This is a genomic window from Shimia sp., from assembly GCF_965227725.1.
Lineage (GTDB): Bacteria > Pseudomonadota > Alphaproteobacteria > Rhodobacterales > Rhodobacteraceae > Shimia.
Genome location: NZ_CBDDGH010000006.1, coordinates 39714 through 64201, shown reverse-complemented (window position 1 = coordinate 64201; position 24488 = coordinate 39714). Strand labels below are relative to the sequence as shown.

Sequence of the window (24488 nt, the reverse complement as noted above, 5' to 3'; positions counted from 1 at the left end):
GCGACGCGCCTTTGGCACCGCGAGGAGAATGAACGCATGCAACAGGTCGAGCGCTTTCCGGCGAGAGGTTTTTTCCGTGGCACCAAGACCCTTTATCTGCGCAGCCTTCCCGAAGGCGCGCAGCTGTCGTCCTTCCGCCTGCGCCTGACCCCGATTGCCGCCTCCAACCGGATCGGCCCTGCCGAGGAGCAGATCAGTTTTACCGCCCCGCCGGTCGATGGCAGCATCGCGGGCAGCGACCCGTCTGATGACAGTCGCGAAACCGCTGTGTCTCAGGTGCGCGGCGGCGGCAGCCTGCCTTGGGCGGAGATCCATCTGGGCGGCTTTCGCACGCTTTCGCGCCTCATCGGGGCGGGTTTGGCGGGGGCAACGCTGCAGGTGGATCTGGGCGGCCTGTTTGTCGATGTTGCGGCCAATGGCACGGTGCCATCGCAAAACGGCACATTCACTTTGAGTGACGGGGAGCAGCCCCTCCCGGGACTGACGGTGCAGCGCCTGCGCATTGCCCGCACATCAGCAGGCGCGCAACCGATCATAAACACCCTGTGGCTGCGCGCCGTAGCCAGCAATGTCACGCTTGCCATGGGGCAACAGCCCGCCGCCTGGGCCCTACCCGGCGAGCTCTCCGCGGTCACCGAAACCACAGATCTCACCACCCTTGCGCAGGCCGCATTGGATGCGGCGGAAACCGAAGGCGGCTTTGCGGTTCTGCCCCTGCACATCAAGTCTGACACCACCGCCCAGCTGGCTGTCGAAGTGCTCTACGAGATTCAGGAGCGCCGCAGCGGCCTGCCCGATGGGCTGCGCGAAAGCACGTTGGAATACACCTATGACGGCGTGTCTGAGGCGGGCGATGACCTCCTGCAAATCACCGTGCCGCCCAATATGGAGATTGATCCAACCGGCACGCACATCGCAATTGATGGCACCTTTGAGGGCAGCGAAATCAGCCTTGGCCCCACCATGGATCGCACCCCACCGGAGTCTGTGCCGCTCGCGGTCGGCACCGCCGCCGCCCAGCCGGTGACAATCACCGGTGAGACCATTCTCGACGCGGTGGATGTCCTGCTCTCCACGCAAGCGCGACAGGCGGACGTCAAAGTCGACCTGCGCGAGGATTTTGACGGCAAACCCGGCGACAGCTCGCTTCTTTCGCAACCCGCGACCGGTTCCTTTGGGGTCTCCGCCCATGGCGGGCCACGATGGCTCAGCACCGCTCTGGGTCAGACCATCACCGTGCCCGCCGACGCTGAGCGCATCTGGCTTGTGGTCGAGCCGACCTCTGCGCCAATCGCCTGGCACGTCCATCCGGAGACCGAACCAACCGCAGAGCTGCAGACAAGCGACACCGGCGGTCTGTCATGGCGACCGGCCCGCGCGGACAGCCTGCCCGATGCGCTCATGGCCGCACACCGCTTCCGCCGCGCCTCGCCGGTGTTTCGCGTCCCGGTCTCGGCCGAAATCGGCCGTGAAGCCGAAAGCAGCATCCTCACTCTTGAGCGGTTCCAACCCCTTGGCCGGGTGGAATTTGCGCTGGAGTCCCGCTCCGTTGCTGAGGCCGCCAATGGCATTCTGTCAGCGCGCAGCGCCACAACCTGCCCTCGCGGTGAGCAACTGACCAATGGCGGCTTTGAGGATCGCGCCTCCGGAAATGACCTCTATGAACCGAAGGGCTGGAGTGTCAGCGGCGGTGCGGTTGCGCTGCAATCTTTCTCTGTACCCGGCGACGCGGGCCCGCTTTCGGTCACACTCCTGCGCCTCGGTCACGCAGAAAGCGCCCCCCGCGCGCTGTCGCAAATTGTCAAAGTCTCCCCCGGCTGCCCCTATCGCGCGGTGTTCCGCGGCTTCGCGCCTGAACGCGGCGCGGTGATCGAGCTGATCTGGCGTCAAACCGGCTGCGGCCTTTCGCGCACCGATGTGCTGACCCCGCCCCCGTTTGTTGGCACCTTTGACAGCGGCCTGGAGCTGGCCGCCGTGGCTGGCCCACAGTTGCGCACCATCCTGTCTGCCTCGCTGGATGTCATCGCCCCTGAGGATGCCGACCAACTGGAGGTTCGCCTGCGCACCCCGGCAAACCAGCGCCTGTTTGTGGACACCATCTCCCTTGAGGGCGGGCCAACCGGCCTGCGCAATGGCGATTTCAGCGAGCTCGCCCTTGATGTGGACCCCACAGAGTTTCTGAGCGGCTGGCGCTTTTCTCCTGAGCTGACCCTCGAGAACCCGCCCCTGAGCATCGCTCTGGCCACGGAGGGCCTCACCTTCACCAATATCACAGCGGACAGATCTTCTGTGACCCTGTCCCAATCCGCTGAGGTGATCGCTGACGCGCCGTTTGCCGCCGCTGTCGAAGCACAGCTATCGCAAGGAGAGGCGGTTTTTGCCGCCCGCTGGCTGGACGGCGCAGGCGCTCAGATCGACACGCCCCTTGCTGCATCAATCCAATCTGATGGGGCCGAGATCACCCGCCTGCGCGGCACAGTTCCGGCACGTGCGGCCACCGCAGAAATCGAGATAGAACTCGGGCCAGGCGCCATCCTCACCTTGGTGGCCGCCTCAGCAGAGCTTGAAGCGCCGCAAAACATTCCGGTGTCCTTCCTCTCAGAGGCGCCGGGCCGCATGACCGTGCGCGATTTCACCGTCGCCTTCCGCCCGCGCGCCGTGGCCACACAACCGCCGCCACCGGAGACCCCATGTGTGCCCACCCCCGCCGATACCGCGCCGGAGGACATCTGCGAATGCGCGCCCTGCAAAGACAAAGGCGAAACCACACCCGCGCGCGCCACGCTCATCACCCGTCTGCCAACCGAGCTGCCCGTCGGCACCATCGCGCAGCCCCGCCTTGACAGCGTGGCCCGCCTGCCCCGCGAAAGCGCCACTGCACGCCTGCGCACCCATGCCAGCAGCACCGCGTTTCTCAGCCTTCCGGGCCACGCGCGGGTTTTGTCGCCAACCACAAATCTGACCCTCAACACCGCCACTTTGCCCGACCGCCCCACGCGCGAGCTGCACGGCATTGGCGAAGGACGCGCGGCGGTTCTGGAAACCGCAGGCATCACCTCGGTGCGCGCCGTGGCCCGCCGCAGCGCAACCGAGCTTGCACAAATCCTTGATGTGTCTGCGGAGTTTGCCGAGGACATCCTGTCTCAGGCGCGCGAAATGACCGCGGGCGGCTCAAACAGACGGCGCTGATAGCAGGTGCTCAAAATCCGTTTGTGGGGGAGGCTTGGGCAAATCCGGCCGGATCAATGCCGTGCTTTTTGAGGAGCTTGCCCAAGGCGCGGCGCTCCTTGCCCGCCTGTTCTGCGGCTTTGGTGACATTGCCCTGCGTCTGGGCCATCACGCTTTCCAGATAGCGCCGCTCAAAGGCGTTCACCGCGCGTGCCTTGGCCACGCCAAAAGCCTCGTCCACACTGTCGCGCGCGCGCGGCTCCGTCGGGCATACTGAAACCAAACCATCCTGCGCCGTGACCACGCCGCGATGCACCAGATTTTCCAGCTCCCGCACATTGCCGGGCCAGGTGTATTCTTCAATCCAATGGCTGGATCTTATGTCCAGCGCCAGCGCGCCGGTCTGATATTGCTGCTCAAACAGCGTCAGAAAATGCCGCGTCAGCAGGGCCACATCCCCGACACGCTGGCGCAACGGTGGCAGCGCGAGCGACAAAACATCCAGCCGATACAACAGATCCAGACGGAACCGCCCGTCCCGCGCCAGTTGCCGCAGATCTTCATTGCCCGCCGCAATCACCCGCACATCCGCCCGCTGTGTCCGGCTGCCGCCCACGCGGCGAAACTCCAGTGATTCCAGAAACCGCAACAAGGCCACCTGCGCCTTGGCGCTCAGCGCCTCGACCTCATCCAGAAACAACGTGCCGCCGCGCGCCTGCTCGACCAGTCCCGCACGGGCTTCGTGTGCGTCGGTAAACGCCCCACGCGCATGGCCAAACAACTCTGCCTCAATCAACGTGTCCGGCAACGCGCCGCAACAGACAGGCACAAACGGGCCTTCGCTGCGCGCCGAAAGCTGATGGATCGCCCGCGCGGCCAGCTCTTTGCCGGTGCCGGTTTCGCCCTTGATCAGCACCGCTGCGTCACATTCAGCAAAGCGGCGCAGGGTCACCAGACTGTCCACAAAACAGCGTGATTGCCCCACCAGCCCCAGCGCGCTCACCTCGGCCGCCCGCTCATCCGCCGGGCGTCCCAACGGGCCACTGCGCCCACATCTTTCCAGCCGCATCTTCAGCTCGGAGGGCGCACAGGGCCAGGTCAGAAACTCACGACAATCGCGAATGGTCGGCTCCGCCCAGCGGAACGCGCTCTTTTCAATCGCCAGCATACAATGCGGATGCGCCGCCAGCGCCTTCAGCCGCCGCATGGTGCGCCCATCCCAGCCGCGCATGCCCAGATAGACCAGACTGTTGCCTTCCGCGGTCTTTGCCAAAGCCTCAGGTCCGGTCAGCTGCACGCGGTAATCCAGCGCCCCAAGCGCCCCAAGAAACGCCTCAAAACGGTCTGATTTTTCTTGAGAAACCAGCGTCAGCCTGCGGTCTGTATCATCCAGTGACATGGTGGCACCCACCTCACCCTGCTGCGGGGTTTGCGGGTTTCGGCCCGCTCGCGCGGATTGCGAGCGCTTTCTTCATCACGTCAAACCAGAACGCCGCCCCAAGGCTGATGGCCAGCACCGTGATGGCCCATCCCGCCAGTGTTTTAAGGCTCTCCTGCGCGCTGCAGAAAGCATCGGAAAAGCTCCGCCCCTGCCAGCCAATCGGCAATATGGCCAGATCGTCCAGCCGCGCCTGCGTATCATCTGGCAGCGGCTGGCCCTGAGCCGCCGTTGCCTCCGCCGCCGCCACAATCCCCTCGCGCAGGTTTGAGTCCTTCCACAACAGCTCCATATAGGTCAGCGCATTGGCATTGATCGCCACCACCAGCCCGATCGACAACAGCACGCTGACAAACTGGCTTTTGCGTTTGTACCAGCCACTTGCCCGATCCATGGACTCGTCAAACCACTGCGCCAAACGCCGCTCCGCCATTTCGGCGCGCCGCTGCAAAGGCCGGTCAAGATCACTTGCCTGCCCGATCATCAAGGTCAGCGAACGTTTGAGCACACCCTCCGGCATGTCCCGCACGATCTCGGGTGCCATGCCAAACAGCTCATCCACCGCAACCGGCAGCGCGGCACCATTGCCATTCTTGCTGCGCAGCGCATCCAACAGCGCCGTCGCAAAGGCACTGCTGGGCACATAAGACGGCCCATTCCCCATCAGGCCAAACACCCCGCTGCGCGGTTTGCCGCGATAGAGATGACGCATCGCCGGATGCTCCATGACCTCACGCACAAAGCTTCCGTCCGGATCTTCCAGCAGGTTCCTGAGCGCCACAACCAGATTGGCAGACCGCATGCCAAGCAGCCCCGTCAGCATCTCCTGCGCAGCGGTGATCACGATGCTCAATGCCAAAAACAAAAAGGCAACGCCAATAAACAGCTCCAATACAACTGATCCAAACACAGTTGCGCTCCCATCTCAAAAGAAGTTCGGTCCAATTTAGCGAATGCGCTTTGCCGCGCACAAATGGCTTACAGCAATAGAATTCAGGCGCGCACGCCGTTCAAATTCTTCAATAAACTCTAACAGTTTTGGTATCTTAGGGCAACTGAGCGTGCCGGGGCCAGTAGGAGATTCCACACCTGCAGCATTGTGAATATCACATCCATTTCGCATGATTGCATATACAAAACAGAGATTTAAATGGGCATGCCCATAAAAAATATCAAAAGAATAAAACGGCAAGTCTTCGCCGAATATATTATGTAAATGAAATTTCTACCTAAGATTGTTTATCTGCATCAGAGCTGACCCGCCTTTCCCGCCAAGCCCCGTCAGTCCTCAGGGTCATAGACATACCCGATGCCGCGCACCGTGCGGATGATGGTCGGCTTTTCGGGATTGCGCTCAATCTTGCGGCGCAGCCGTGAAATCCGGATATCGATGCTGCGGTCAAACGGATCCCAGGAGCGGTCATGGGCCTGCTCCAGAATCTGATCCCTGTTCAACACCCGCCCCTTGTTGCGCGCAAAAACCTTCAAGAGGTTGAACTCCATCGCCGTCAGCGCCAGCTCTTCGCCTGCGTCCGAGACCATTTTTGCCGCCTCCAGATCAAGGGTAAACGCGCCAAACCGCGCGGTGGTGGCGCCATCACTGCTCTGGCCCTGCGTCTGCGGCGTGTCCTGCCGCCGCAAGACCGCCTTCAGCCGGGCCTCCAGTTCGCGCAAATCCACAGGCTTGCCCAGATAATCATCCGCGCCCATCTCAAGACCAATGATCCGGTCCACCACATCGCCCGCAGCGGTGAGCATGATCACCGGCACGGGATTGTCCGGGCGCAGTGATCTCAGAACCGAAAGCCCGTCCTCACCGGGCATGTTGATATCCAGCACAATCAGATCGACCCGCCCCTTGCCAAGCGTGGCGCGCAATTCCTCTGCGTTGGCCGCGCTCAGCACATGAAAGCCGCGCTTGGTCAGATATTCCGCCAGCATCTCGCGCACATCGATCTCATCGTCACAGACCAGAATCTTGGTTGCCTGATCACGCATTGCGCCCCCCACCTTCCGCCATGATGTCCTGCACCAGCTGCCGCAGCTCTTCCGGCGCAACCGGCTTTTCCAGATACGGGCGACCCGCCTCCTGCAAGGTCTTCTGCGAGGTTGGCCCCATCGTATCGCCAGTAATGAAGGCAATCCGAGACACCATCTCCGGATGCTCGCGCTTGAGCGTGGCAAACAGCGTCTTGCCGTCCACATCCGGCATGTTCAGATCGCTCAGCACCACGTCATAGCCCTGCCCCGCCAGCCGCTCCAAAGCCTGCGCGCCGGAGCCAACCTGATCCACAAGATAGCCCTCACGCTTCAGAACCTCCGCGATCAGCGCGCCAATGTCCTCTTCATCATCCACCACCAGCACACGGCCCACCGCCTGCGCCTCAGCGACGCGCGCACTGTGACCTTGCGCCGCGCCATTCTGCGGAGCCGCCGGCAAACGGATCACAAACCGGCTGCCGGAGGCAGCCTGCCCGTCCAGCCAGATCTGACCGTTGTGGGAGTGGATTATGCGATGACAGAACGCGAGGCCAATGCCCGTCCCGCTGCCAATCTCCTTGGTGGTGAAAAACGGCTCAAAAATCCGCGCGCGGATATGGTCCGGCACGCCGGGACCATTGTCACTGATCGCGATTTCGATCTGGCTGCGCGCTTTGACCGGCCGCGCCGTGATGCGGATCTGATCTCCCAAACCCGAGGTCTTTATCGCCTGCCCGGCATTCATCACCAGATTGATCACCACCTGCGTGATCTGATCCGCATCCGCGTGGATTTCGGGCAGATCCGTCTCCGGCGCATAGGCAATCTGAATGCCATCCTGCTGTTGCCCGTACCCGGCCACATCCAATGCCGCGCCGATCACACTGTCCAGATTGACCCGCTCCATCGAGGTCGGCCGCTGCCGCGCCATCGCCAGAAAGGTCTTCACAATCCGCGCACAGCGCTCCGCCGCCGCGCCGATCTTGGCCACCCGCCGCTGGGTTTCCGGATCGGTCACATCTTCCTGCAGCATCAGCGCATGACCCACCACGATCGACAGCGGGTTGTTCAGCTCATGCGCCACCCCCGCCAAAAGCTCCCCAAGGGCAGACATCTTCTCATTCTGATACAGCAGCTCCCGCTGCGCGGCCAATTCCTCCTGCAAGGCAAGCTCATCGGTCATGTCCCGCGTGCTCGACACAATGACCTCCTCGCCCTTGAAATCGATCAGCTGTGCCGAAACCGCCCCCCAAAACCGGGTGCCATCGCCTTTGATATATTCCGCCTTCCGGTTGCGCACGACACCCGCCGCCCGCAGCTCTTTGAGATAGCGCGCCCGTTCCTGCGCCTCCACATAATAGCTCTGCGCACTGTCCCCGTTCCCAAAAAGCGCCAAAGTCTCGGGGCTTGAAAACAAGGTCTCCCCCGTGGCCGCCTTGGTCATCTGCAAAGGGATCGGACAGGCTTCCAGCACCTGCTGGATCAACTGCTGTGCCTCCACCTCCTTGGTCAGGTCCACAACACTAGAGACAATCACATCCTCGCCGCGATACTCCACGATCCGCGCGGAAATAGAGGCAGGAAACTCCCGCCCCTTAGCCTGCACCCGCAGGTAATAATTGTCGATCTGCCCCATCGCGAGCAACTCGGTGACAAAATCAGCCCGGTCATCGGGGTTCACATAATGATCGCGCGCAGACTTGGTGTCGCCAAACAGCTCCCGCGCCGCCGGAGAGCGGTAAATCAGGCTGCCGTCGCCCACACGCGCCATGGTCACAATCGCCGAACTCGCATCCAACACCGTCCGGATCAGCAAATCCCCGTCCCGCGTCGCGGCCTCTGCCTTCTTGCGGTCGGAAATATCCGTGCGGGTCACAACAAACCCGCCCATCTTGGTGGGATGGGTCGACACAAGGTAGTGGGTGCCATCGGTCTGCACCAACTCAAAATCGGTCACATAGTCATGGGTGGTCTGCAACCGGTCAGAGACCCAGGCATCCTCGCGCCCAATCGCATCGTGATAAATCCCGCGCCGCGCGCTTTCACGCATCAGAATTTCCCAATCCAGCCCGGGATGCAGCAGATCGGCAACCCCCGCATTCATCTCGATGTATTTCTGATTACAGACCACCAGCTTGCGGTTGTCGTCATAGAGTGCAAACCCCTCTGACAGACTTTCAATCGCATCGCTCAGCAGCTCGTGAAAACGATCCGAACCCGTATCAACGTCTGTGTCCATGTCTGTCTCAGAGGCCATGGCTTATCCCTATCCGGCCCAAGTTTCAGTTGGTTTTCAGAAGCAAATTCGCGTGTTTCAATTGTTTCAGTAATTGGGCGCAGTTTGGCACGCCAAAGGCAAAAACACCAAAAATCCCTGCGCCCTACCCCGCATCCCCCTGCATTTGGCCCGCGAAACAACTGAAACATCACCCCGCCTGCACAGACATCACAGTGAAACAGCCACAGGCCAAATCTGGGTCCGTAACCAGTGTTTGGAGTAATGATGATGCACCCCCTCCCCAACAGCCTCACCCGCGAAACGGCTCCGGTGGTCGCTTTGCATTCTTCAGCCTCCGGCGCCCATCAGTGGGACGACCTGCGCACCCAGTTTTCCGATCGCTTTGAGCTGCACGCTTGGGATCTGCCCGGCTACGGCAGCGCAGACGACCGCGTGGATGAGGGCCAAGGCGTGTCCCGTGCCGCCCTTCCGATCATCCGCAAAATCGAGGCGCTCAAACAGCCCGTGCATCTGATCGGCCATTGTTTTGGTGGCGGCGTGGCGCTCAAAATCGCCCTGCTGCGTCCCGAACTGGTGAAGAGCCTCACGCTCTATGAACCCGCAGCCTTTCATGTTCTGAAAGCCGCCGACGCCGAGGGCCGCTCTCTGCTGGAGGGGTTCAGCGCCTTGGAAACACAGCTGTCTCAGCCCAAGTCCGCCTCTGATCTTCAAGGTTTCGTCGATTACTGGACCGTCCCGCAAAGCTGGGCCTCCCTGCCCCCGGAGCGTCAGGACAAGCTGGTCGAACTGGCCCCCAAGCTGCTGGAGGATTTTCGGGATCTGGAAAGCGAGCAATGGCACCTCAGCGATCTGCAGAGCCTGCGCATCCCCACGCTGATTATGGTCGGGATGGAATCCCCAGCCCTTGCGCAGGCCACCGCACAGATGATTGCGCAGGAGGTCACCAACGCCGAACTCGCCCTGCTCCCCGCCATGGGCCACATGGCACCGATCTTTGATCCCGATTGGGTCAATCCCCGCATCCTGCAGCACATCGCGCGCGTTCAGAAAGCCGCGCGCCCCGTCACCTGGCCTGCGCGTGTCGCGGCCTGATCCTGCCCCGCCCTCTCATCAAAGGAGACCATCATGACCCTCGCAAACCCTCTCTTCAACCTGACCAAAACCTCCCCCCGAAAGGACAGCACCATGACCACCCAAGCTCCTGACTACAAAGCCATCAAAACCAAGCAGAACGCCGCTTGGTCCTCCGGTGACTACGCCAAAATCGGCAGCACCCTGCAGATCACCGGCGAGATGCTGGCCGAGGCCACCGCGCCCGCCCATGGCGCAACCGTGCTCGATGTGGCGGGCGGCAACGGCAACGCCACTCTGGCCTTTGCCCGCCGCTGGTGCGCCGTGACCTCCACCGATTACGTTCCCGCGCTTTTGGAAGCAGGCCGCATCCGCGCTGAGGCCGATAAGCTTGAGGTCACCTTTCAGGTGGCAGACGCCGAAGACCTTCCTTTTGAGGATGGGCAATTTGACATCTCGACCTCCACCTTCGGGGTGATGTTCACCCCCAATCAGGAACAGTCCGCGCGCGAAATGTCCCGCGTGGTGCGCGCCGGAGGCAAGATCGCCATGGCCAACTGGACCCCAGACAGCTTCATCGGCCATCTCTTCAAAACGCTTGGCCGCCATGTGCCACCCCCTGCCGGTGTCCAATCCCCCGCGCGCTGGGGCAATCGCGACTGGATCGAGGCGCAATTTGGCCCGACCGCCGAAACCATTGCGTTTGAACTGAAAAACTTCAATTTCCGCTACGCTTCACCGGATCATTTCATCGATTTCTTCCGCACCTACTATGGCCCCGTGCACAAAGCCTTCCTCGCGGTTGGCGACGCGGCAGAGGCGCTGGAAACAGACATGCGCGCCACCATCGCGCAGTTCAACGTCGCCACCGACGGCTCCATGATCGTGCCATCCGAGTACGCGGAAATCGTCATCACCAAGCGGTAATTGCACCTCTCTGACGACATGCCTCCCCCCTGCGGACATCGCGCGGTCCTGCCCCAAGGCAATGCCCCCGATATCCGCAGGGTTCCTAAATTAACCATTTTTTGTATGATGCAAGACACCGAGCATTCGGGCTTTGAAAAGGGGGGGACTATGTCAAGCCAATCACTTTTCGAGAAATACGGCGGGTTTTCCAACGTCAGCCGCGTGGTCATGGCCTTTTACGACACGCTTTTGGACAGCGACGATATCGGCCCCTTCTTTGATGACATCGACATGTCCAAAATGGTCGACCACCAGACCAAATTTGTCGCCACCCTGCTCGGCGGCCCGGCCTCCTACACCGACCACCAGCTGCGCCAGCTGCATTCCCATCTCGACATTCAGGACCCGCATTTTGACGAGCTCAAAGTCGTGCTGTCAGGCACCCTGCGCGATCACGGCTTTGACGAAGGAGATATATCTGCCGTCCTGCAAGAGTTTGAATCCCGCCGCCCCTTGATCGTGAGCCCCTGAGATGACCATCGAAGCCATCAACGAACAGCTCCTGCGCGCCATTGGTGTCGGCGTCGCCCTTGTGGGCCGCAGCGACCTCAAGTTTCTGTTTTATAACAACACTTTTGAGGAATGGTTTGAGGACCGGCTGGAAACCGACGAGCTGCTCAAAGTGTTTGAGGATCTCAACACCGAGGAGCTTCACGCCGCCCTTGATGACGCGGGCCAATACACCGCCGAAATCCGCCACCGCAAAAAGCGCCGCCAGCTGGTGATCGCAGCGGATTTCACCTCCGCCACCGATGGCGATCAGGAGCTGATCGTGCTGGTCTGCCAGAACATCACCCGCATCCGCGAGCTGGAGTCGATGATCGACTCCTATTCCATGATGGTTGAGCGCAACACGCGCGAAATCAAACGCGAAAAGGAGCAGGTGGAAAAGCTGCTCCTCAACATCATGCCCCGCTCCGTCTATGAAGAATATAAGGCCTTCGGCGTGGTCACGCCCCAGCTCTATGATCCGGTCTCCGTCCTGATGCTGGATTTTGTCGGCTTCACCGACATGGTGGCCTCCGCAGATCCCAGCGTCACGGTGACCGAACTCAATGACATCTACAGCGCCTTTGACCGGATCGGCGAGCAATTTGGCTGCGAGCGCATCAAAACCATCGGCGATGCTTATATCACCGTCGCGGGTCTTCCCGATCCCACCCCGGATCACGCCCGCGCCGTGGCAAATGCCGCCATCCGGTTTGTGCGCTATCTGGAACGGCGCAACACCAGCCACCCCAACCAATGGCGCTGCCGCATCGGCATCGCCTCCGGCGCCGTGGTTGGCTCTGTCGTGGGCATCCAGAAATACGTCTATGACATCTTCGGCCCCGCCGTAAACCTCGCCACGCGGCTACAGGAATTTGCCGAACCGATGCAGATCTCTGTGCAGGACGAGGTCGCCGCCACCCTGAAAGATCAGTTTGACCTGCAAGCCTTGGGCGCAAAAGACATCCGTGGCTTTGACCGTCAGGAGGTCTGGCGGCTGCTGGATGTCGGCATCGAGAAAAAGCTTGCGGGATCATAACGCACGCAGGGTCAAACACGGGTCTTTCACCGCGCAATTTTCAAGCAAAATGCGGATAAAACATGCGCGCCAAATACAGATTTAACTCATTGAACTAATTGTATTTTTGCGACTATCCATCATGGATTTACGCCTCTCTTCCCCCTATAGATAACTTGTTACACACGTACTGCGGGTCTCCAGAAGGTGACACGTGAGGTTGGCTCTCATTTGGGCCGAGAGTTCCTTACTTGGTCGAAGTTCTGAGAGGTGACCTGAATGACCACTGCCTATGACTTTTTTGGCGCGCCTGCGCCGGACGTGGCAGATGATTTTGACACAGCCTCCACCCCGATCTCCGCACTCTGGCAAGTGGATCTGATAGAGAAAACCGTCTGGTGGAGCCCCGCCGCACAGGCGCTTCACGGCGTCGACCCCAGCTATCAGCCACGGTTTGAAAACGCTTTTGAATTTTGCCTGCCCCAATACCGCCCGACGATCCAAAATGCCTTGCATCGCAGCATTCAGGAAGCAACGCCCTGGCGGTTTGAGTTTGTGGCAAAACGCGCCGATGGTCAGGAAATTAAGCTCGCAAGCGCAGGGCACCCCGTCTGCCAAGATGGGAAAACCACGCAGCTCATCGGCCATTTTGAACCTCTGGAAACCGGCCAGCACATTGCGGCCAAGACCCGTCGCCCTTCTGACCAACTCACGCTGGACGACCTCAGGGAGCTGCACGCCGTTGTTGACGAGACCGCGATCCTGTCAGTCTCAGATGCCGCCGGGAGAATTCTGCACGTCAACAAGAACCTCTTGCGCGTGTCCGGATACACCAAAGACGAGCTGATCGGCAAAAACCATAACCTGATGAACTCCGGCCATCACAGCAAGGCGTTCTTTCACCGGATGTGGCAGACCATTTCCCGTGGAAAAATCTGGCGCGGAGAGATCTGCAACCGCAGCAAGCAAGGCGAAACCATTTGGTTTGACACAATTATCTATCCCGTCATGGAGCCAAATGGCCGCCCGATCCGGTTTGTTGCCCTACGTTTTGACATCACAGAGAAGGTGCGCACCAGTCGGCTGATCTCAGCCTTCTTTGATGTGTCGCACGCCCCCAATGTCATTTTAGATGACAACGGCTGCATTCAGCGGGTCAATCCGGCCTTCTGCGCGGCGTCCGGTCATTCCAAAAACCACCTGCTGCACCACCATATCAGCGATTTCATCGCACCCCATGACCACGACAAGGTCACCAAAGCCCTGCGCAAAGCGCGGCTTGGGCAGAAGGCCAATGCCCTGCAAACCGCGCTGCAGGATCGCCACGGCAGCAAACGCATTCTGGATCTGCGTTTCACCCGATTTGAGGGGCAGATCTTCGGCTCCGCCAACGACATCACAGAGCAATGGCAGCGGCAAAAATCTCTGGCACAAGCCCGCAAGGCCGCAGAAGAGGCGAACCAGTCCAAAACCGCCTTTCTTGCCAATATGAGCCATGAAATCCGCACGCCGCTCAACGCGATCATCGGCATTGCCGACAGTCTCCACCGCGACGAAGGCCTCAGCGCGCGGCAAAGAGACCTCGTGCAGACAATCTATGAATCCGGCGACATGCTCGAAGGGCTGCTGTCTGACATTCTGGACCTCTCCAAAGTCGAAGCAGGCAAGCTGCAGTTTGAAACCATCCCCTTCGCCCCGCTCAAAGAGGTGTCCGCCGCGCTCAGGCTGCACCGGGAACAGGCCGATGCCAAAGGTGTCACCTTCTCTTTGACCAGTGACCTAGACGAAACCGATCTTGCGAGCGGCGACCCGCTCCGCCTGCGGCAAATCATTTCAAACCTCGCCTCCAACGCCGTCAAATTCACCGATCAAGGCCATATCACCTGCTCGCTGTCGCTCAAGAAAACCCCTGGCAAACCCGCCCTCGTGTTTGTCATAGCCGATAGCGGCATCGGCTTTCCTGCCAAAGCGGAAGGCAACGTCTTTGAACGCTTCCAGCAGCAACGCAAAAGCGACAGCCGCAAATTTGGCGGCACAGGTCTGGGCCTCGCGATCAGCTCCGCTCTGGCGCAGAACATGGGCGGCGCGCTCACTGTGACCTCTGCCCCGGGCGAAGGTGCCACCTTCACGCTGCAGCTCCCGCTTCAGCCCGCTAAACCCGCCGCATCCACGGTCGCAGCACCTGTGGGGATCGCCGATGATATGAACCTGCGCGGATGCCATGTGCTGATTGCCGAGGACAGCATGGTCAATCAGAAGGTCATCAGCCTCGTGCTTCAATCTGCAGAATGCGAAATCACCTTTGCCTCCAACGGCTTGGAAGCTTTGGAAATCTTTCAAGCCCCCAAAAAGCCGATTGATCTTGTGTTGATGGACATGCGGATGCCCGTCATGGATGGCGAACAATCGGTGCGCCGGATGCGCGCCTTTGAGGCCCAGACCGACAAACAGCGCACCCCGATCCTGATGCTCTCGGCCAACGCCATGGCCCACAATGTGCGCGACGCTTTGGACGCGGGCTGTGACGGCCATGTGGCCAAACCGGTCCGCCGCGACGTGCTTTTTGGCAAGATCGACAGCTGTCTGAAAGCCGCCTCCTAGACACCCGGCCCTCGATCCTCTCTCAGATCAAGGGCCGCCAGCTCGCGCCCTACTCCGCGCCTTACCCCGCACCCGTGGGAATCCACAGCGACAGGATCGGGAAGGCCATAATCAGCCCCAGCACAATGATATCCACAGACAGGAACCGCGCGATACCGGCAAAAATCCGGTCAATCGGCGCCTCTTTCCCCACCACATTGGCGATTACAAAGACATTGAGCCCCACCGGCGGCGTGATCAGCCCGATCTCCAGCAGCTTGATCACCACCACGCCAAACCAGATCAGGTTCAACCCGTAGCTCTCCACCAGCGGCACCAACAGCGGCAATGTCAGAACCATGATGCCAATCGGATCAAGGAACATGCCCAGCACCAGATAGATCAGCGCAATACAGATCATCAGCACCACAACGGACATATCCGCCGCCGACACAAATTCCACAATCGCAGGCGCAATGCCGGTCAGCGCGATGAAAGACACAAAGACCTTGGCCCCCGCCGCGATAAAGAAGATCGCCGCGGTTTGAACACAAGTCTCCTTCACACTGTCCCAAAGCCCCTGCAAGGTCAGCGTGCCTTGAGCAAACCCGATCACCGTGGCAGCGGACACACAGACCGCCGCCGCCTCGGTCGCGGTGAAAATCCCGCCGTAGATGCCGCCCACAATCACCACAAACAGAAACAGCGCGGGCCAGGCGGCAATTGCGGCGGCTTTGCGTTCTTCCGTGGTGTAGGTTTCGCCAACATCCGGCGCAATATGCGGCGCGCGCAGCACCCAGATCCAGATCACCGCGACAAAGCCCAGCAACGTCAGCAATCCGGGCAGAATGCCTGCGAGAAACAGCTTTGAAATCGAGGTTTCGGTGAAAATCCCGAAGATGATGAACAACACCGACGGCGGGATCAGCGATCCCAGCGTGCCCCCGGCCGCCACGCTGGCGGTGGCCAGTCGCGGATCATACCCCATCCGCAGCATTTCCGGCGTACAGATCCGCCCCATGGTCGAGGCGCAGGCGATCGAGGATCCGGTGATCGCCGAAAATCCGCCGCAGCCAATCACACTGGCCATAGCCACCCCACCCGGAATGCGGGTCATCCAGACCTTGGCAGCAAAGTAGATTTTTGTCGTAATTTCCGCGCGATAGGCGATATGTCCCAGCGCCACGAACAGCGGGATCATCGACAGCGAATAAGAGTGTATGAGGTCAAAGGCGTTGTTAAACACCATCGACGTGGTGGCGCGGATCGCGCGTTCCGGCATGAAAGTGCCGGTGCGAAACGCAAAGATGACAAAGGTCGCCACAACCGCCACCGCGCCAAGCGCAAAGGCAATCGGCACCCGCAGCGCCAGCAATACCAACACGGTTGCGAAGGCGATCAGCCCAATTGTTGCCGGATCCATCAATGGCCTCCTTGGTCACTGACGGTCTGCCCGTTCAGGATCGTTCTGATATCAGAGATGGCCAGCATCAGAAGCCTCAGCCAACAGGCCGACAGCCCCAGCACAAACAACAGCCGCCCCGGCCATTTCGGCAGGCCAAGATCGCCAAAATAGAAGCTCCCCGAGCTCCATTCCGCCAAAAACGCCCGCCCACCGGCATAGATCATCGGCGCCAGCGCCAGCAGCCCCACGAGAGAGCCAAACACAATCAGCCAAGATCTCAGCCGCGCGGGAAAGCGGTTGGAGACAAACTCCACCACCACATGGGCGCGCTGCGCGGTTGCGATGGCCAGCGGCAGCAGCACCGCCGCCACCATGAGCTCTTCGACAATGATATTGCTGTCAGGGATATTGCCGCCAAAGCTCCGCGCAATCACATTGGCTGTGATCAGGACACCCATCCCGATCACCGCCAATGCCGCGCAAGCCAGCAGCGCCCGCTCGCATCGTTTGATCATCTTCAGCTCAGTTCGCCTGACGATCCCAGGGATAGCCCTCGCTGTCCCGTGTCTCGGTCCACTTGGCGATCAGCGCTTGATATTCCGCAAGCATCTCTTCACCCGGCATGCCCGCCTTGGCGGCATTTTCAGACCAGGCCGCAACAAACTGCTGGCCTTTCTCCACCAGCGCGGCGCGTTCTTCCTGCGCCAGCTCGATCACCTCAACACCGTTGTCTTTCATCTGGGTGATGGCTTTTTCATTGGCTGCGGTGATGATGCGGCCAAACTCATCCGCCATGTCCGAACCGACGTCTTGCAACAGCGCCTGTTGATCCGCGCTCAGCGACTGATAGCTGTCCTTGTTCATGAACATGCCAACGCCGCCAACCTGACCCCAGTTCAGCATCGTGTAGCTGTCCATGACCTCATATTGCTTCAACGCGGCCACCGCATAGGAATACCCCTGCGAGCAATCAATCAAACCGGTATCAAGCCCTTGATACGCATCATAAATTGACATGCGCACCATATTTGCACCCATCTCGCCAAAGACCTTGCCATAAGCGCCCACACCGCGCACTTTCAGGTTCTCAACGTCTTCTGCGGTGCGAATGGCGGCGTCTTTGCAGCCAATGTTCACCTGACTGGTTGTCCAGGTGCCGATGTAGACGAGGTTCTTTGCGTCCAGATCCGCCTGGATCGCCGCATTTGTGCGCATGAACTCATCGGTTGCGCGCATGCCAACCCAGGCGTCCGGGTTGTTCAGCGGCAAATCCGCGATGCCATAGCCCACCAGCTCCTGCGGGTAGTAAACCGCAATCACCGTGCCCAGATCCGCAATGCCGTCTTTCACGCCTGCAAGCGCTGCGTTGGCTTTGAACAACGCCCCGCCCCACTGCACGTCGATACGCATGTCGCCTTCCGAGCGCGCCGCGACCTGTTCAGCATACCACGACAACGCCGCCGCCCGCGCCCCGCGGTTCGGCCCGGCTTCCCCGTGGATCAAGACTGTTTCCGCCCCGGCTGTGGCGGCGCATCCCGCCAGAACGGCGGCTCCCAAAAATTGTTTGATCTTCAACATATCACTCCTCCCTTGACATGCCTTTTCCGCTATGCGAAATTTAATTTCGCGCAGATAAGTTAACGCTAGTGCCGCGTCAGAGACCACGCAAGTGTTTTGTGCGCGCGCGCCCTCACGCAATCCGCTGCGTCACGACGGCCAAAAACCGTTGCAAGCTGGGTACGAAAGCGCATCGGGAACCGGTGACGCCCACTGGCCCCAATCTGCACCCAAAACCGGGAGCATCCCCCCCAACATCGCTCTTTCCAAAGCAATTTCAACGCTCTAAGGTCTCGCCCATAGCTGTGCCCATCAGGCGCAGATTGCCCATCAATCAGCTTTGAGCCGCCCATGACCGACACAGATCGCCACTCCACCCATGACGCCAAATCAGACGACCGCAACGATCACATCAAGATCTATGTGGATGGGGAAATCGTCCCCAAAGACGAGGCAAAGGTCTCCGTCTATGACAGCGGCTTCATGCTGGGCGACGGCATGTGGGAAGGGATGCGGCTTTATGACGGGCAGTGGGCCTTCTTTGACGAACACATGGACCGGCTCTTCAACTCGCTGAAGTCGGTGTCCATCGATCTCAACATGGGGCCGGAGGACATCCGCAAAATCCTCGACGACACCGCAGCGGCCAACGGCATGACCGGCGATGCCCATTGCCGCCTGATGATCACCCGTGGCCGCAAGGCCAAACCGTTTCAGCACCCTGCCCTCTCCAAATGGGGGCCCACCATTGTGGCCATCATCGAACATTCCAAGCCGGTCGACAGCCTGCAAAACGCGGGCATCCGTCTGGCCACCGTGCCGCAGGTGCGTGGCTTGCCGATGAGTCAGGACGCAAAATACAACAGCCATTCCAAGCTCAACTGTGTGATTGCCTGCCTACAGGCCGAACAGGCGGGCGCAGACGAAGGGCTGATGCTCGATCCGCATGGTTTTGTGAACACCACCAACGCCTGCAACTTCTTCATTGTGCGCCGGGGCGAGGTTTGGACCTCCACCGGGGATTACTGCATGAACGGCGTGACCCGTCAGAAGGTGATCGACCTCTGCCGCGCCAACGACATCCCCGTGCGCGAGAAAAACTATTCCCTTTACGAGGCTTACGGCGCTGATGAGGCCTTCCTCACCGGCACTTTTGGCGCCCAAACCCCGGTGGCAGAGATCGACGGCAAGCCCATTGGCACCGGCGATCGCCCGGTGATGGCCCGCATTCGCGCGCTTTACAAAGAGCTGGTGGCCGAAAACGTCGCCGCTCAGAAGGCGGCGCGCGGGTAATCCGCACAGAAACCGGGGTCAGGAGACCGGCTCGTCCTCCAACCCCTCAAAAATCTCCGGATCCATGTCTTCCCAGAAGGCAAAGATCGCGCGGATGTTCAGCGGTGACACCCAGCCAAAGCGCTCAAAGTCACCGCGGGCCACATCATCTTCCAGCTGGCTCGCAAACAGGCGCTTGTCCGCATCCCGCTGCGTTGGGGTGCGCGCTTCAATTGCCGCCTGAACACGCCGCAGGCGTTCGGCCCGCTCAGATCGCGGCACAACAGGCGCCGCCACCTCTTCGACCTCTTTGTAATCTTCTTTCAGCGCAGCGGTCAGATATCCGACCATGCTTTTCACATCTTTGCGCTGACGCACGTAATCCAGCTTGGCCATGACCTGCTCTTCGCCATAGGCCCCCAGCCATTGCCGCGCCAGACGGTCACTGACTCCAAGCTCGCGCAGCCGCGCATAAACCGGCCCGTGGCGCATCCCCTCACCGTCATCAATATCCAGAATCGCCAGCTGCGGGTTCTCTTTGATACGGAAGCGGATATCGGTGACAACCCTGCCCTGTTTGCGGGTCTCAGGTTCGATCAGAATATTGCTGGTTTTGTTCACCTCAGCGACCGCAGGCTTGATGACCTTCGCATTGAGATGTTTGTAGCTCTCATAATAGCTTGATCCATCCAGCCCCATCAGCCGCCTAAACAGATCCATCGACCACCAGCCGGTGCTGCCGGTGCGGATAAACCGGTAACAGTTCTCATAAAGCGCCAGCGCGTGGCCCGACGTGAACTTGCGCTGAATGTTGAGATTGATGAGCGCAAAAACCTTCGGGTCATGCAATTTCTCAGCCAAGGCATGGGAATAGGAGTATTCGCAGACGCCGCCTTTCAGCTTGGCATAGCTCAGAAGGCTCGACACACCCCATTCCTGCTGGCCTTTCTCGTCCAGCATGTCCCACTCGGCCACGGTTTCCGCCAATCCGCGCAGCGAGGCCTTGAGCGTTTCCATGTCATTGGAGTTGTAACCAATCATCATACACAGGGTGCGCGCATCAATTGAGTGTTTGCTCTGGCTGGTGAGTGTGTCATAGGCGTTCAGCAACAGCACGTTCGACAACTTCCGCTGCAACAGCGTCAGTTTGCCGGAGACGTGAATCGCCGCCACATGTTTTTTCACCGCTCCACGCCGCAATGCGCCTGTGAGTTGGTCGCGAGGAATATCGTTCATCGCTCTGCCCTTTTTTGCGCACATTATGCGCTGAAAGGAACCTTAACGCAAACTCAATATGGGTGCTTAAATCTGTGGATAACTGATCCCGTAGGCGGGTACCTATAGGATTTCCACCGGGACCGGCACCCCCCTTAAGGGACCCAAATACGGGATGCCCTACTGAGTTATCCACAGGATTTTGCCAAATCCGGGGCTGAAAGAGCCAAAACTGGACTCTGGTACCCCTATTCCCGCGAATCGGGCCCCTACCCCCTGCAAACAGGCACCTCTTATCCTGTAGTTGGGTCCCTTTGATCCCGTAGGCAGGTCCCCAAACCTATCTAAGCCTTTGATTTTATTTTTGATCCTGATCGTAAAGATTCTAAATATCCTAAAGACTCTACAAGCTTTACGTCGCTGTTTTTTGTGATTTTCGGAAGGTTTCGCCGCGAAACCGCCATCTTTGATTCACATTGGCAAATTCATGTGCGATAGTTCCGGCAAAATCACGATCGAAGCAGTACATCGCAGAGGAACTGAGATGGTATCAGGCAAAGATAACCTGCCCCCATATTTCAACATCAACCCAGCCGAAGCCGCCGCCAAGCTATCTGACCCTATCGACACCGCCCGATTCGCAAAAGCGGCGGCCTTCGCTACGAAGGGAAGACAGGATCTCGCCCGTCGCGGCTATGCCCCTGACGGCAAAAAAAGGCTCCGCCGATTCTCCACTTGGGAGATCTGCAAGTTTCTGATCCCGGTGGCACCGGCCCACTTCCGTCGCGTGCTGAAGAAATATCCGGAACTTCCCCAAGGCGTGGGTGAAGGAAATTCCAAGTGGTTCTCTCTGGAGGACGTTCTGGCCCTTCGTGCGCATTTCGCCGCTGAGGGCGCGCAGGACCGTGAGTACCAGCCTTGGCGCCCCGAGGGTCTCCCCGCGAAAATTGTGGCGGTCTCCAACTTCAAGGGCGGCACCTCCAAAACCACGACCACGGCCCACCTCGCCATGTCCGCCGCACTTGACGGCTATAAGGTGCTGGTGATCGATCTCGACAGCCAGGGCTCGCTCACCTCCATCATGGGCGGCGATGTGCAGGACGAATGGTCCACCGCTTTCCCGCTCATGGCCAAAGACTATGCCCAGGCGGTGCTGGCAGAGAACAGCGTGCGGGAAGCGTCCGGCGACACCCCCCTGCCCTTCGATGAAACCCTGACCGAAGCGCTCAATGTCACCGCGCGCGACATCATTCAGGAAACCCACTGGCCCAACATCGACCTGCTTGGTGCGCAGCTCAATCTCTACTGGGCGGAGTTCCAGATCCCGGTCTGGCGCATGGGGCTGCGCAGTTGGCCGCTGTGGGATGCGCTCACAAACGCGCTCACCAATGAGAACATCGTGGATGACTATGACATCATCTTCCTCGATACCCCCCCTGCCCTCGGCTACCTCACGATCAACGCGCTTGCCGCGGCCGACATCCTGCTGGTCCCGCTCGGCGCGTCGTTCCTTGAATTTGACTCCACGGGCCGGTTCTTTGACATGCTCTATTCCACCTTCGCCAGTGTCGAAGAAGGTGAAAACGCCGCCCGCCGCCGCGATGGCCTGCCGGAGGTGAAGTTTGAATGGGATGCGGTGCGCGCGCTGATCACCCGCTTTGATGCGGGGCAACAGACCGATCTCGCCAATGTCATTCAGGCCTATTTCGGCGACTTCATGACAACCTACCGTCAGGACATGACGGCGATGGTTGGTCAGGCTGGCGAACAGGTGAACGGCATCTACGAGGCAGATTACCGCGAATTCAACCGCGACACCTATGTGCGCGGGCGCGAAACTTTCGACCGCACATGGGCCGAGGTTAAAGAGATCATCGTCGGCACATGGTGGCGCGATCTTGAAGACCTCAAAGCAGAGCAGATGAACACGGAGGCAAACGATGGCTAAACGCAGAAAACTTGTGGCGCCAAGCAGCGCCGACCTGAGCAAACTGGAAGAGGAGTTTCGCCGCGAAACCTCTGTCCCCGAACCCGCAGCTTCGCAGGTGCGCGGCGTGGCCCCCATTGCCAAGATTGCCGCGGAGGCCGCTGCGGTTTCCCAGCCGGCCAGTGCCGCAGACCGCGCGCGTCAGGCGCAACTTGAGGCGAGCGAGGCAAAGCTGCAGGAAGCGGAGACCGATGGCCGCCTGCTGGTCGATATCCCTGTGGGTGAGATTGACGCCGACGCCATGGTCCGTGACCGCGCGGCGCTGGATGCCGATGATATGCTGGAGCTGCGTCTCTCGATCTCCGCCAACGGCCTGCGTCTGCCCATCGAGGTTTATGAGCTGCCCGCGAGCGATCGGATGGATTCGCCGCGCTACGGATTGCTCTCGGGCTACCGTCGTCTGATGGCGGTGCGCGAATTGCTGGGGCTGACAGAGGAAGCCCAGTTCAAATCCATTCGCGCCATCATCCGTCCACCGGCGGAAACCGATGCTGCCTTTGTCGCCATGGTCGAAGAAAACGAAGTGCGCTCCGAGCTGAGCCATTTCGAACGCGGCCGCATCGCGGTGATCTCCGCGCAGCAAGGCGCGTTTCTCAATGTCGAGGACGCGGTCAACAAGCTCTTCGCAACCGGCTCCAAGGCCAAGCGCTCCAAGGTCCGCAGCTTTGCTCTGATCTTTGAAGAGCTTGGTGACATGCTGGAATTCCCCGATGCGCTCAGCGAAAAGCGCGGCCTGAAACTGGCGCAAGCGCTGCGTCAGGGGGGCGAGACCCGCATTCGCAACGGGCTTGCGGCGGCGTCTTCGGCCACAGCCGATGAGGAATGGGCGGTGATCGATGGGGTGATTTCTACGCTGGACGCGCCGGAGCGGGATCCCAAACGCGGCGGTCGTCCGCGCACCACGCCACCGGCGTCTGGCTGGCGCGACGCGGAAACGCTGGTCACATCCAACGGGATCACGATCCGCCGTCAGGCAGATGCGGATGGCTATTCGCTGCGTTTTGAAGGCCGCCAACTTGACGGTGAAATGATGGAAAACCTGCTCGAAGAGATCCGCGTTTTCCTTGAGCGCCCCTAAGAGGGTTTCGCCGCGAAACCTGCGTGCGGGTTTCGCGGAACCAAATTTACAGACCCGCCGCTTTGGTCAGGTTCACCTGAAACCTGACGCGGTTGTCCTCAGAGGGGCGGGTCATTTCGGCGGATGTCACGCCGGCCGCATTTACCCCCACAGTTCGATCAACCTTCGCCGCGTGGGCCAACCCGCTGCGCAGGCTATGCCCGGAAAACAGGGCCATCCGATCTTTCTCCGAAAGCTCCGGCCGTAGGCCCGCCGCGAGGGCCGTTTGCTTGATCAGCCGCGCCACATGTTTGTCATTCAGCCGCGTCTCCAACGCGCGTTTGCCATTGCGCGAAGTGCGCACAAACACCGGGCCGGATTGGATCTTTGCGAAATGCAGCCATTGCTCCAGCGCATGAACAGGGCAGCTTTGCTCACCAGAGCCGCGCCCGATTTCCACCTCACGCCAGCCAGTGCGCGTGGCATGGGTCAGCACCGCGCCCCCCTCAAGGATCGTGATCCAGCCGGTGGCCTCCGCGCCGCGCGCGTCGCCAAGATCCAGCCCGACAATCTCTGACCGGCTCAGCCCGCCGACATATCCGATCAACAGCAGCGCACGATCCCGCAACCCGCGCAGATCAAAGGCCAGGGTGGCCGTCATCATCAGGATCTCATCCGGTCGGATCGGGTCTTTGCGCTTCGGCGTTGCCTCAGTGCGGCGCAGCGTGTCGAGCACGGCTGCGATCTCAGGTGCCGCGCGATCAAGGATCAGTCCGCGCTGCGCAAAGTTCCAGACCAACCCGGAAAGCCGCCGCCGAATGCTCGTACTTTGCAGGGCAGGGGTGCCGCCTGAGGGCTTGGCCAAATCAGCCAGATACTGCGCCACGATCTGCGGGGCTGGGGGCAGGGGCTCTGCCCCGTTCAACCGGCACCACCGTGCAAAATGCCGCCAATCCGCAGCATAGGCTTTGCTGGTGTTTTCCGGAGAAGGCGTGGCTTGTTTGGGGGTCTCGGTCACAATATACTCCTGAAGCATACGTATA

General features: G+C 60.2%; 18 protein-coding genes. 9 read left to right on the top strand and 9 right to left on the bottom strand.

The genetic code is table 11. The annotated features are described in order from the left end of the window. Positions 1 to 36: 36 nt before the first annotated feature. Positions 37 to 3189, top strand: coding sequence for a hypothetical protein (locus ACO07T_RS18300; protein ID WP_422050565.1), 3153 nt, complete (start codon positions 37 to 39; stop codon positions 3187 to 3189). A gap of 10 nt (positions 3190 to 3199) precedes the next feature. On the opposite strand, the gene ACO07T_RS18295 is transcribed toward ACO07T_RS18300, so the two are convergent. From ACO07T_RS18295 to ACO07T_RS18280, 4 genes are all read right to left on the bottom strand, one after another. Then, positions 3200 to 4567: a sigma 54-interacting transcriptional regulator gene (locus ACO07T_RS18295; protein ID WP_422050564.1), complete on the bottom strand. Its 1368-nt coding sequence runs from the start codon at positions 4565 to 4567 to the stop codon at positions 3200 to 3202. Between the two features lie 13 nt (positions 4568 to 4580). Then, positions 4581 to 5516 carry a hypothetical protein gene (locus tag ACO07T_RS18290; protein ID WP_422050563.1) on the bottom strand — a complete coding sequence of 312 codons (936 nt, stop codon included), beginning with the start codon at positions 5514 to 5516 and terminating at the stop codon, positions 4581 to 4583. Between the two features lie 371 nt (positions 5517 to 5887). Next, complete coding sequence (locus ACO07T_RS18285) at positions 5888 to 6604, bottom strand: response regulator (protein ID WP_422050562.1); 717 nt, start codon at positions 6602 to 6604, stop codon at positions 5888 to 5890. Further along, positions 6597 to 8825 carry an ATP-binding protein gene (locus ACO07T_RS18280; RefSeq protein ID WP_422050561.1) on the bottom strand — a complete coding sequence of 743 codons (2229 nt, stop codon included), beginning with the start codon at positions 8823 to 8825 and terminating at the stop codon, positions 6597 to 6599. The genes ACO07T_RS18285 and ACO07T_RS18280 overlap by 8 nt, the downstream gene beginning before the upstream one ends. Positions 8826 to 9089: 264 nt before the next feature. On the opposite strand from ACO07T_RS18280, the gene ACO07T_RS18275 reads away from it, so the two are divergent. The 5 genes from ACO07T_RS18275 (at position 9090) to ACO07T_RS18255 (ending at position 14973) form a co-directional block, all read left to right on the top strand. Further along, a complete protein-coding gene (locus tag ACO07T_RS18275) occupies positions 9090 to 9917 on the top strand; it encodes an alpha/beta fold hydrolase (protein ID WP_422050560.1) in 828 nt (275 codons plus the stop codon). A gap of 33 nt (positions 9918 to 9950) precedes the next feature. After that, positions 9951 to 10823: a class I SAM-dependent methyltransferase gene (locus ACO07T_RS18270; RefSeq protein WP_247743983.1), complete on the top strand. Its 873-nt coding sequence runs from the start codon at positions 9951 to 9953 to the stop codon at positions 10821 to 10823. A gap of 150 nt (positions 10824 to 10973) precedes the next feature. Further along, positions 10974 to 11336 carry a group I truncated hemoglobin gene (locus ACO07T_RS18265; protein WP_209065457.1) on the top strand — a complete coding sequence of 121 codons (363 nt, stop codon included), beginning with the start codon at positions 10974 to 10976 and terminating at the stop codon, positions 11334 to 11336. Between the two features lies 1 nt (position 11337). Next, the gene (locus tag ACO07T_RS18260) at positions 11338 to 12393 is read left to right on the top strand and encodes an adenylate/guanylate cyclase domain-containing protein (protein ID WP_209065456.1); all 1056 of its coding nucleotides are present in this window, start codon (positions 11338 to 11340) and stop codon (positions 12391 to 12393) included. A gap of 258 nt (positions 12394 to 12651) precedes the next feature. After that, a complete protein-coding gene (locus tag ACO07T_RS18255; RefSeq protein WP_422050559.1) occupies positions 12652 to 14973 on the top strand; it encodes a PAS domain S-box protein in 2322 nt (773 codons plus the stop codon). 61 nt (positions 14974 to 15034) lie between these two features. Here ACO07T_RS18255 and ACO07T_RS18250 read toward each other — a convergent pair whose 3' ends face one another. Genes ACO07T_RS18250 through ACO07T_RS18240 form a run of 3 tightly spaced genes read right to left on the bottom strand, consistent with a single transcriptional unit; the run spans position 15035 to position 17935 of the window. Next, a complete protein-coding gene (locus ACO07T_RS18250; RefSeq protein ID WP_422050558.1) occupies positions 15035 to 16375 on the bottom strand; it encodes a TRAP transporter large permease in 1341 nt (446 codons plus the stop codon). Next, the gene (locus ACO07T_RS18245) at positions 16375 to 16872 is read right to left on the bottom strand and encodes a TRAP transporter small permease (protein ID WP_209088532.1); all 498 of its coding nucleotides are present in this window, start codon (positions 16870 to 16872) and stop codon (positions 16375 to 16377) included. Before ACO07T_RS18245 ends, ACO07T_RS18250 begins: the two co-directional genes overlap by 1 nt. 7 nt (positions 16873 to 16879) lie before the next feature. After that, the gene (locus ACO07T_RS18240; protein ID WP_422050557.1) at positions 16880 to 17935 is read right to left on the bottom strand and encodes a C4-dicarboxylate TRAP transporter substrate-binding protein; all 1056 of its coding nucleotides are present in this window, start codon (positions 17933 to 17935) and stop codon (positions 16880 to 16882) included. A gap of 330 nt (positions 17936 to 18265) precedes the next feature. Here ACO07T_RS18240 and ACO07T_RS18235 point away from each other — a divergent pair, with 330 nt between their 5' ends. Then, positions 18266 to 19207, top strand: coding sequence for an aminotransferase class IV (locus ACO07T_RS18235; protein ID WP_422050556.1), 942 nt, complete (start codon positions 18266 to 18268; stop codon positions 19205 to 19207). Between the two features lie 18 nt (positions 19208 to 19225). On the opposite strand, the gene ACO07T_RS18230 is transcribed toward ACO07T_RS18235, so the two are convergent. Beyond that, positions 19226 to 20422: a replication initiation protein gene (locus ACO07T_RS18230; protein WP_422050555.1), complete on the bottom strand. Its 1197-nt coding sequence runs from the start codon at positions 20420 to 20422 to the stop codon at positions 19226 to 19228. Positions 20423 to 20945: 523 nt separating this feature from the next. Here ACO07T_RS18230 and ACO07T_RS18225 point away from each other — a divergent pair. Together ACO07T_RS18225 and ACO07T_RS18220 are read left to right on the top strand one after the other, a co-directional pair. Continuing rightward, complete coding sequence (locus ACO07T_RS18225; protein WP_422050554.1) at positions 20946 to 22349, top strand: AAA family ATPase; 1404 nt, start codon at positions 20946 to 20948, stop codon at positions 22347 to 22349. After that, complete coding sequence (locus ACO07T_RS18220) at positions 22342 to 23466, top strand: ParB N-terminal domain-containing protein (RefSeq protein WP_422050553.1); 1125 nt, start codon at positions 22342 to 22344, stop codon at positions 23464 to 23466. Before ACO07T_RS18225 ends, ACO07T_RS18220 begins: the two co-directional genes overlap by 8 nt. Positions 23467 to 23512: 46 nt before the next feature. Here the strand turns inward: ACO07T_RS18220 and ACO07T_RS18215 are convergent, their stop codons facing one another. Further along, a complete protein-coding gene (locus tag ACO07T_RS18215; RefSeq protein WP_422050552.1) occupies positions 23513 to 24463 on the bottom strand; it encodes an integrase in 951 nt (316 codons plus the stop codon). Between the last annotated feature and the right edge of the window lie 25 nt (positions 24464 to 24488).

What these genes read in the sequence shown, in the direction of transcription:
- ACO07T_RS18300 (WP_422050565.1), top strand. Translation starts at nt 37, where the DNA reads ATGCAACAGGTCGAGCGCTTTCCGGCGAGAGGTTTTTTCCGTGGCACC.
- ACO07T_RS18285 (WP_422050562.1), bottom strand. Translation starts at nt 6,604, where the DNA reads ATGCGTGATCAGGCAACCAAGATTCTGGTCTGTGACGATGAGATCGAT.
- ACO07T_RS18260 (WP_209065456.1), top strand. Translation starts at nt 11,338, where the DNA reads ATGACCATCGAAGCCATCAACGAACAGCTCCTGCGCGCCATTGGTGTC.
- ACO07T_RS18265 (WP_209065457.1), top strand. Translation starts at nt 10,974, where the DNA reads ATGTCAAGCCAATCACTTTTCGAGAAATACGGCGGGTTTTCCAACGTC.
- ACO07T_RS18245 (WP_209088532.1), bottom strand. Translation starts at nt 16,872, where the DNA reads ATGATCAAACGATGCGAGCGGGCGCTGCTGGCTTGCGCGGCATTGGCG.
- ACO07T_RS18235 (WP_422050556.1), top strand. Translation starts at nt 18,266, where the DNA reads ATGACCGACACAGATCGCCACTCCACCCATGACGCCAAATCAGACGAC.
- ACO07T_RS18270 (WP_247743983.1), top strand. Translation starts at nt 9,951, where the DNA reads ATGACCCTCGCAAACCCTCTCTTCAACCTGACCAAAACCTCCCCCCGA.
- ACO07T_RS18255 (WP_422050559.1), top strand. Translation starts at nt 12,652, where the DNA reads ATGACCACTGCCTATGACTTTTTTGGCGCGCCTGCGCCGGACGTGGCA.
- ACO07T_RS18230 (WP_422050555.1), bottom strand. Translation starts at nt 20,422, where the DNA reads ATGAACGATATTCCTCGCGACCAACTCACAGGCGCATTGCGGCGTGGA.
- ACO07T_RS18280 (WP_422050561.1), bottom strand. Translation starts at nt 8,825, where the DNA reads ATGGACACAGACGTTGATACGGGTTCGGATCGTTTTCACGAGCTGCTG.
- ACO07T_RS18250 (WP_422050558.1), bottom strand. Translation starts at nt 16,375, where the DNA reads ATGGATCCGGCAACAATTGGGCTGATCGCCTTCGCAACCGTGTTGGTA.
- ACO07T_RS18240 (WP_422050557.1), bottom strand. Translation starts at nt 17,935, where the DNA reads ATGTTGAAGATCAAACAATTTTTGGGAGCCGCCGTTCTGGCGGGATGC.
- ACO07T_RS18295 (WP_422050564.1), bottom strand. Translation starts at nt 4,567, where the DNA reads ATGTCACTGGATGATACAGACCGCAGGCTGACGCTGGTTTCTCAAGAA.
- ACO07T_RS18225 (WP_422050554.1), top strand. Translation starts at nt 20,946, where the DNA reads ATGGTATCAGGCAAAGATAACCTGCCCCCATATTTCAACATCAACCCA.
- ACO07T_RS18220 (WP_422050553.1), top strand. Translation starts at nt 22,342, where the DNA reads ATGGCTAAACGCAGAAAACTTGTGGCGCCAAGCAGCGCCGACCTGAGC.
- ACO07T_RS18275 (WP_422050560.1), top strand. Translation starts at nt 9,090, where the DNA reads ATGATGCACCCCCTCCCCAACAGCCTCACCCGCGAAACGGCTCCGGTG.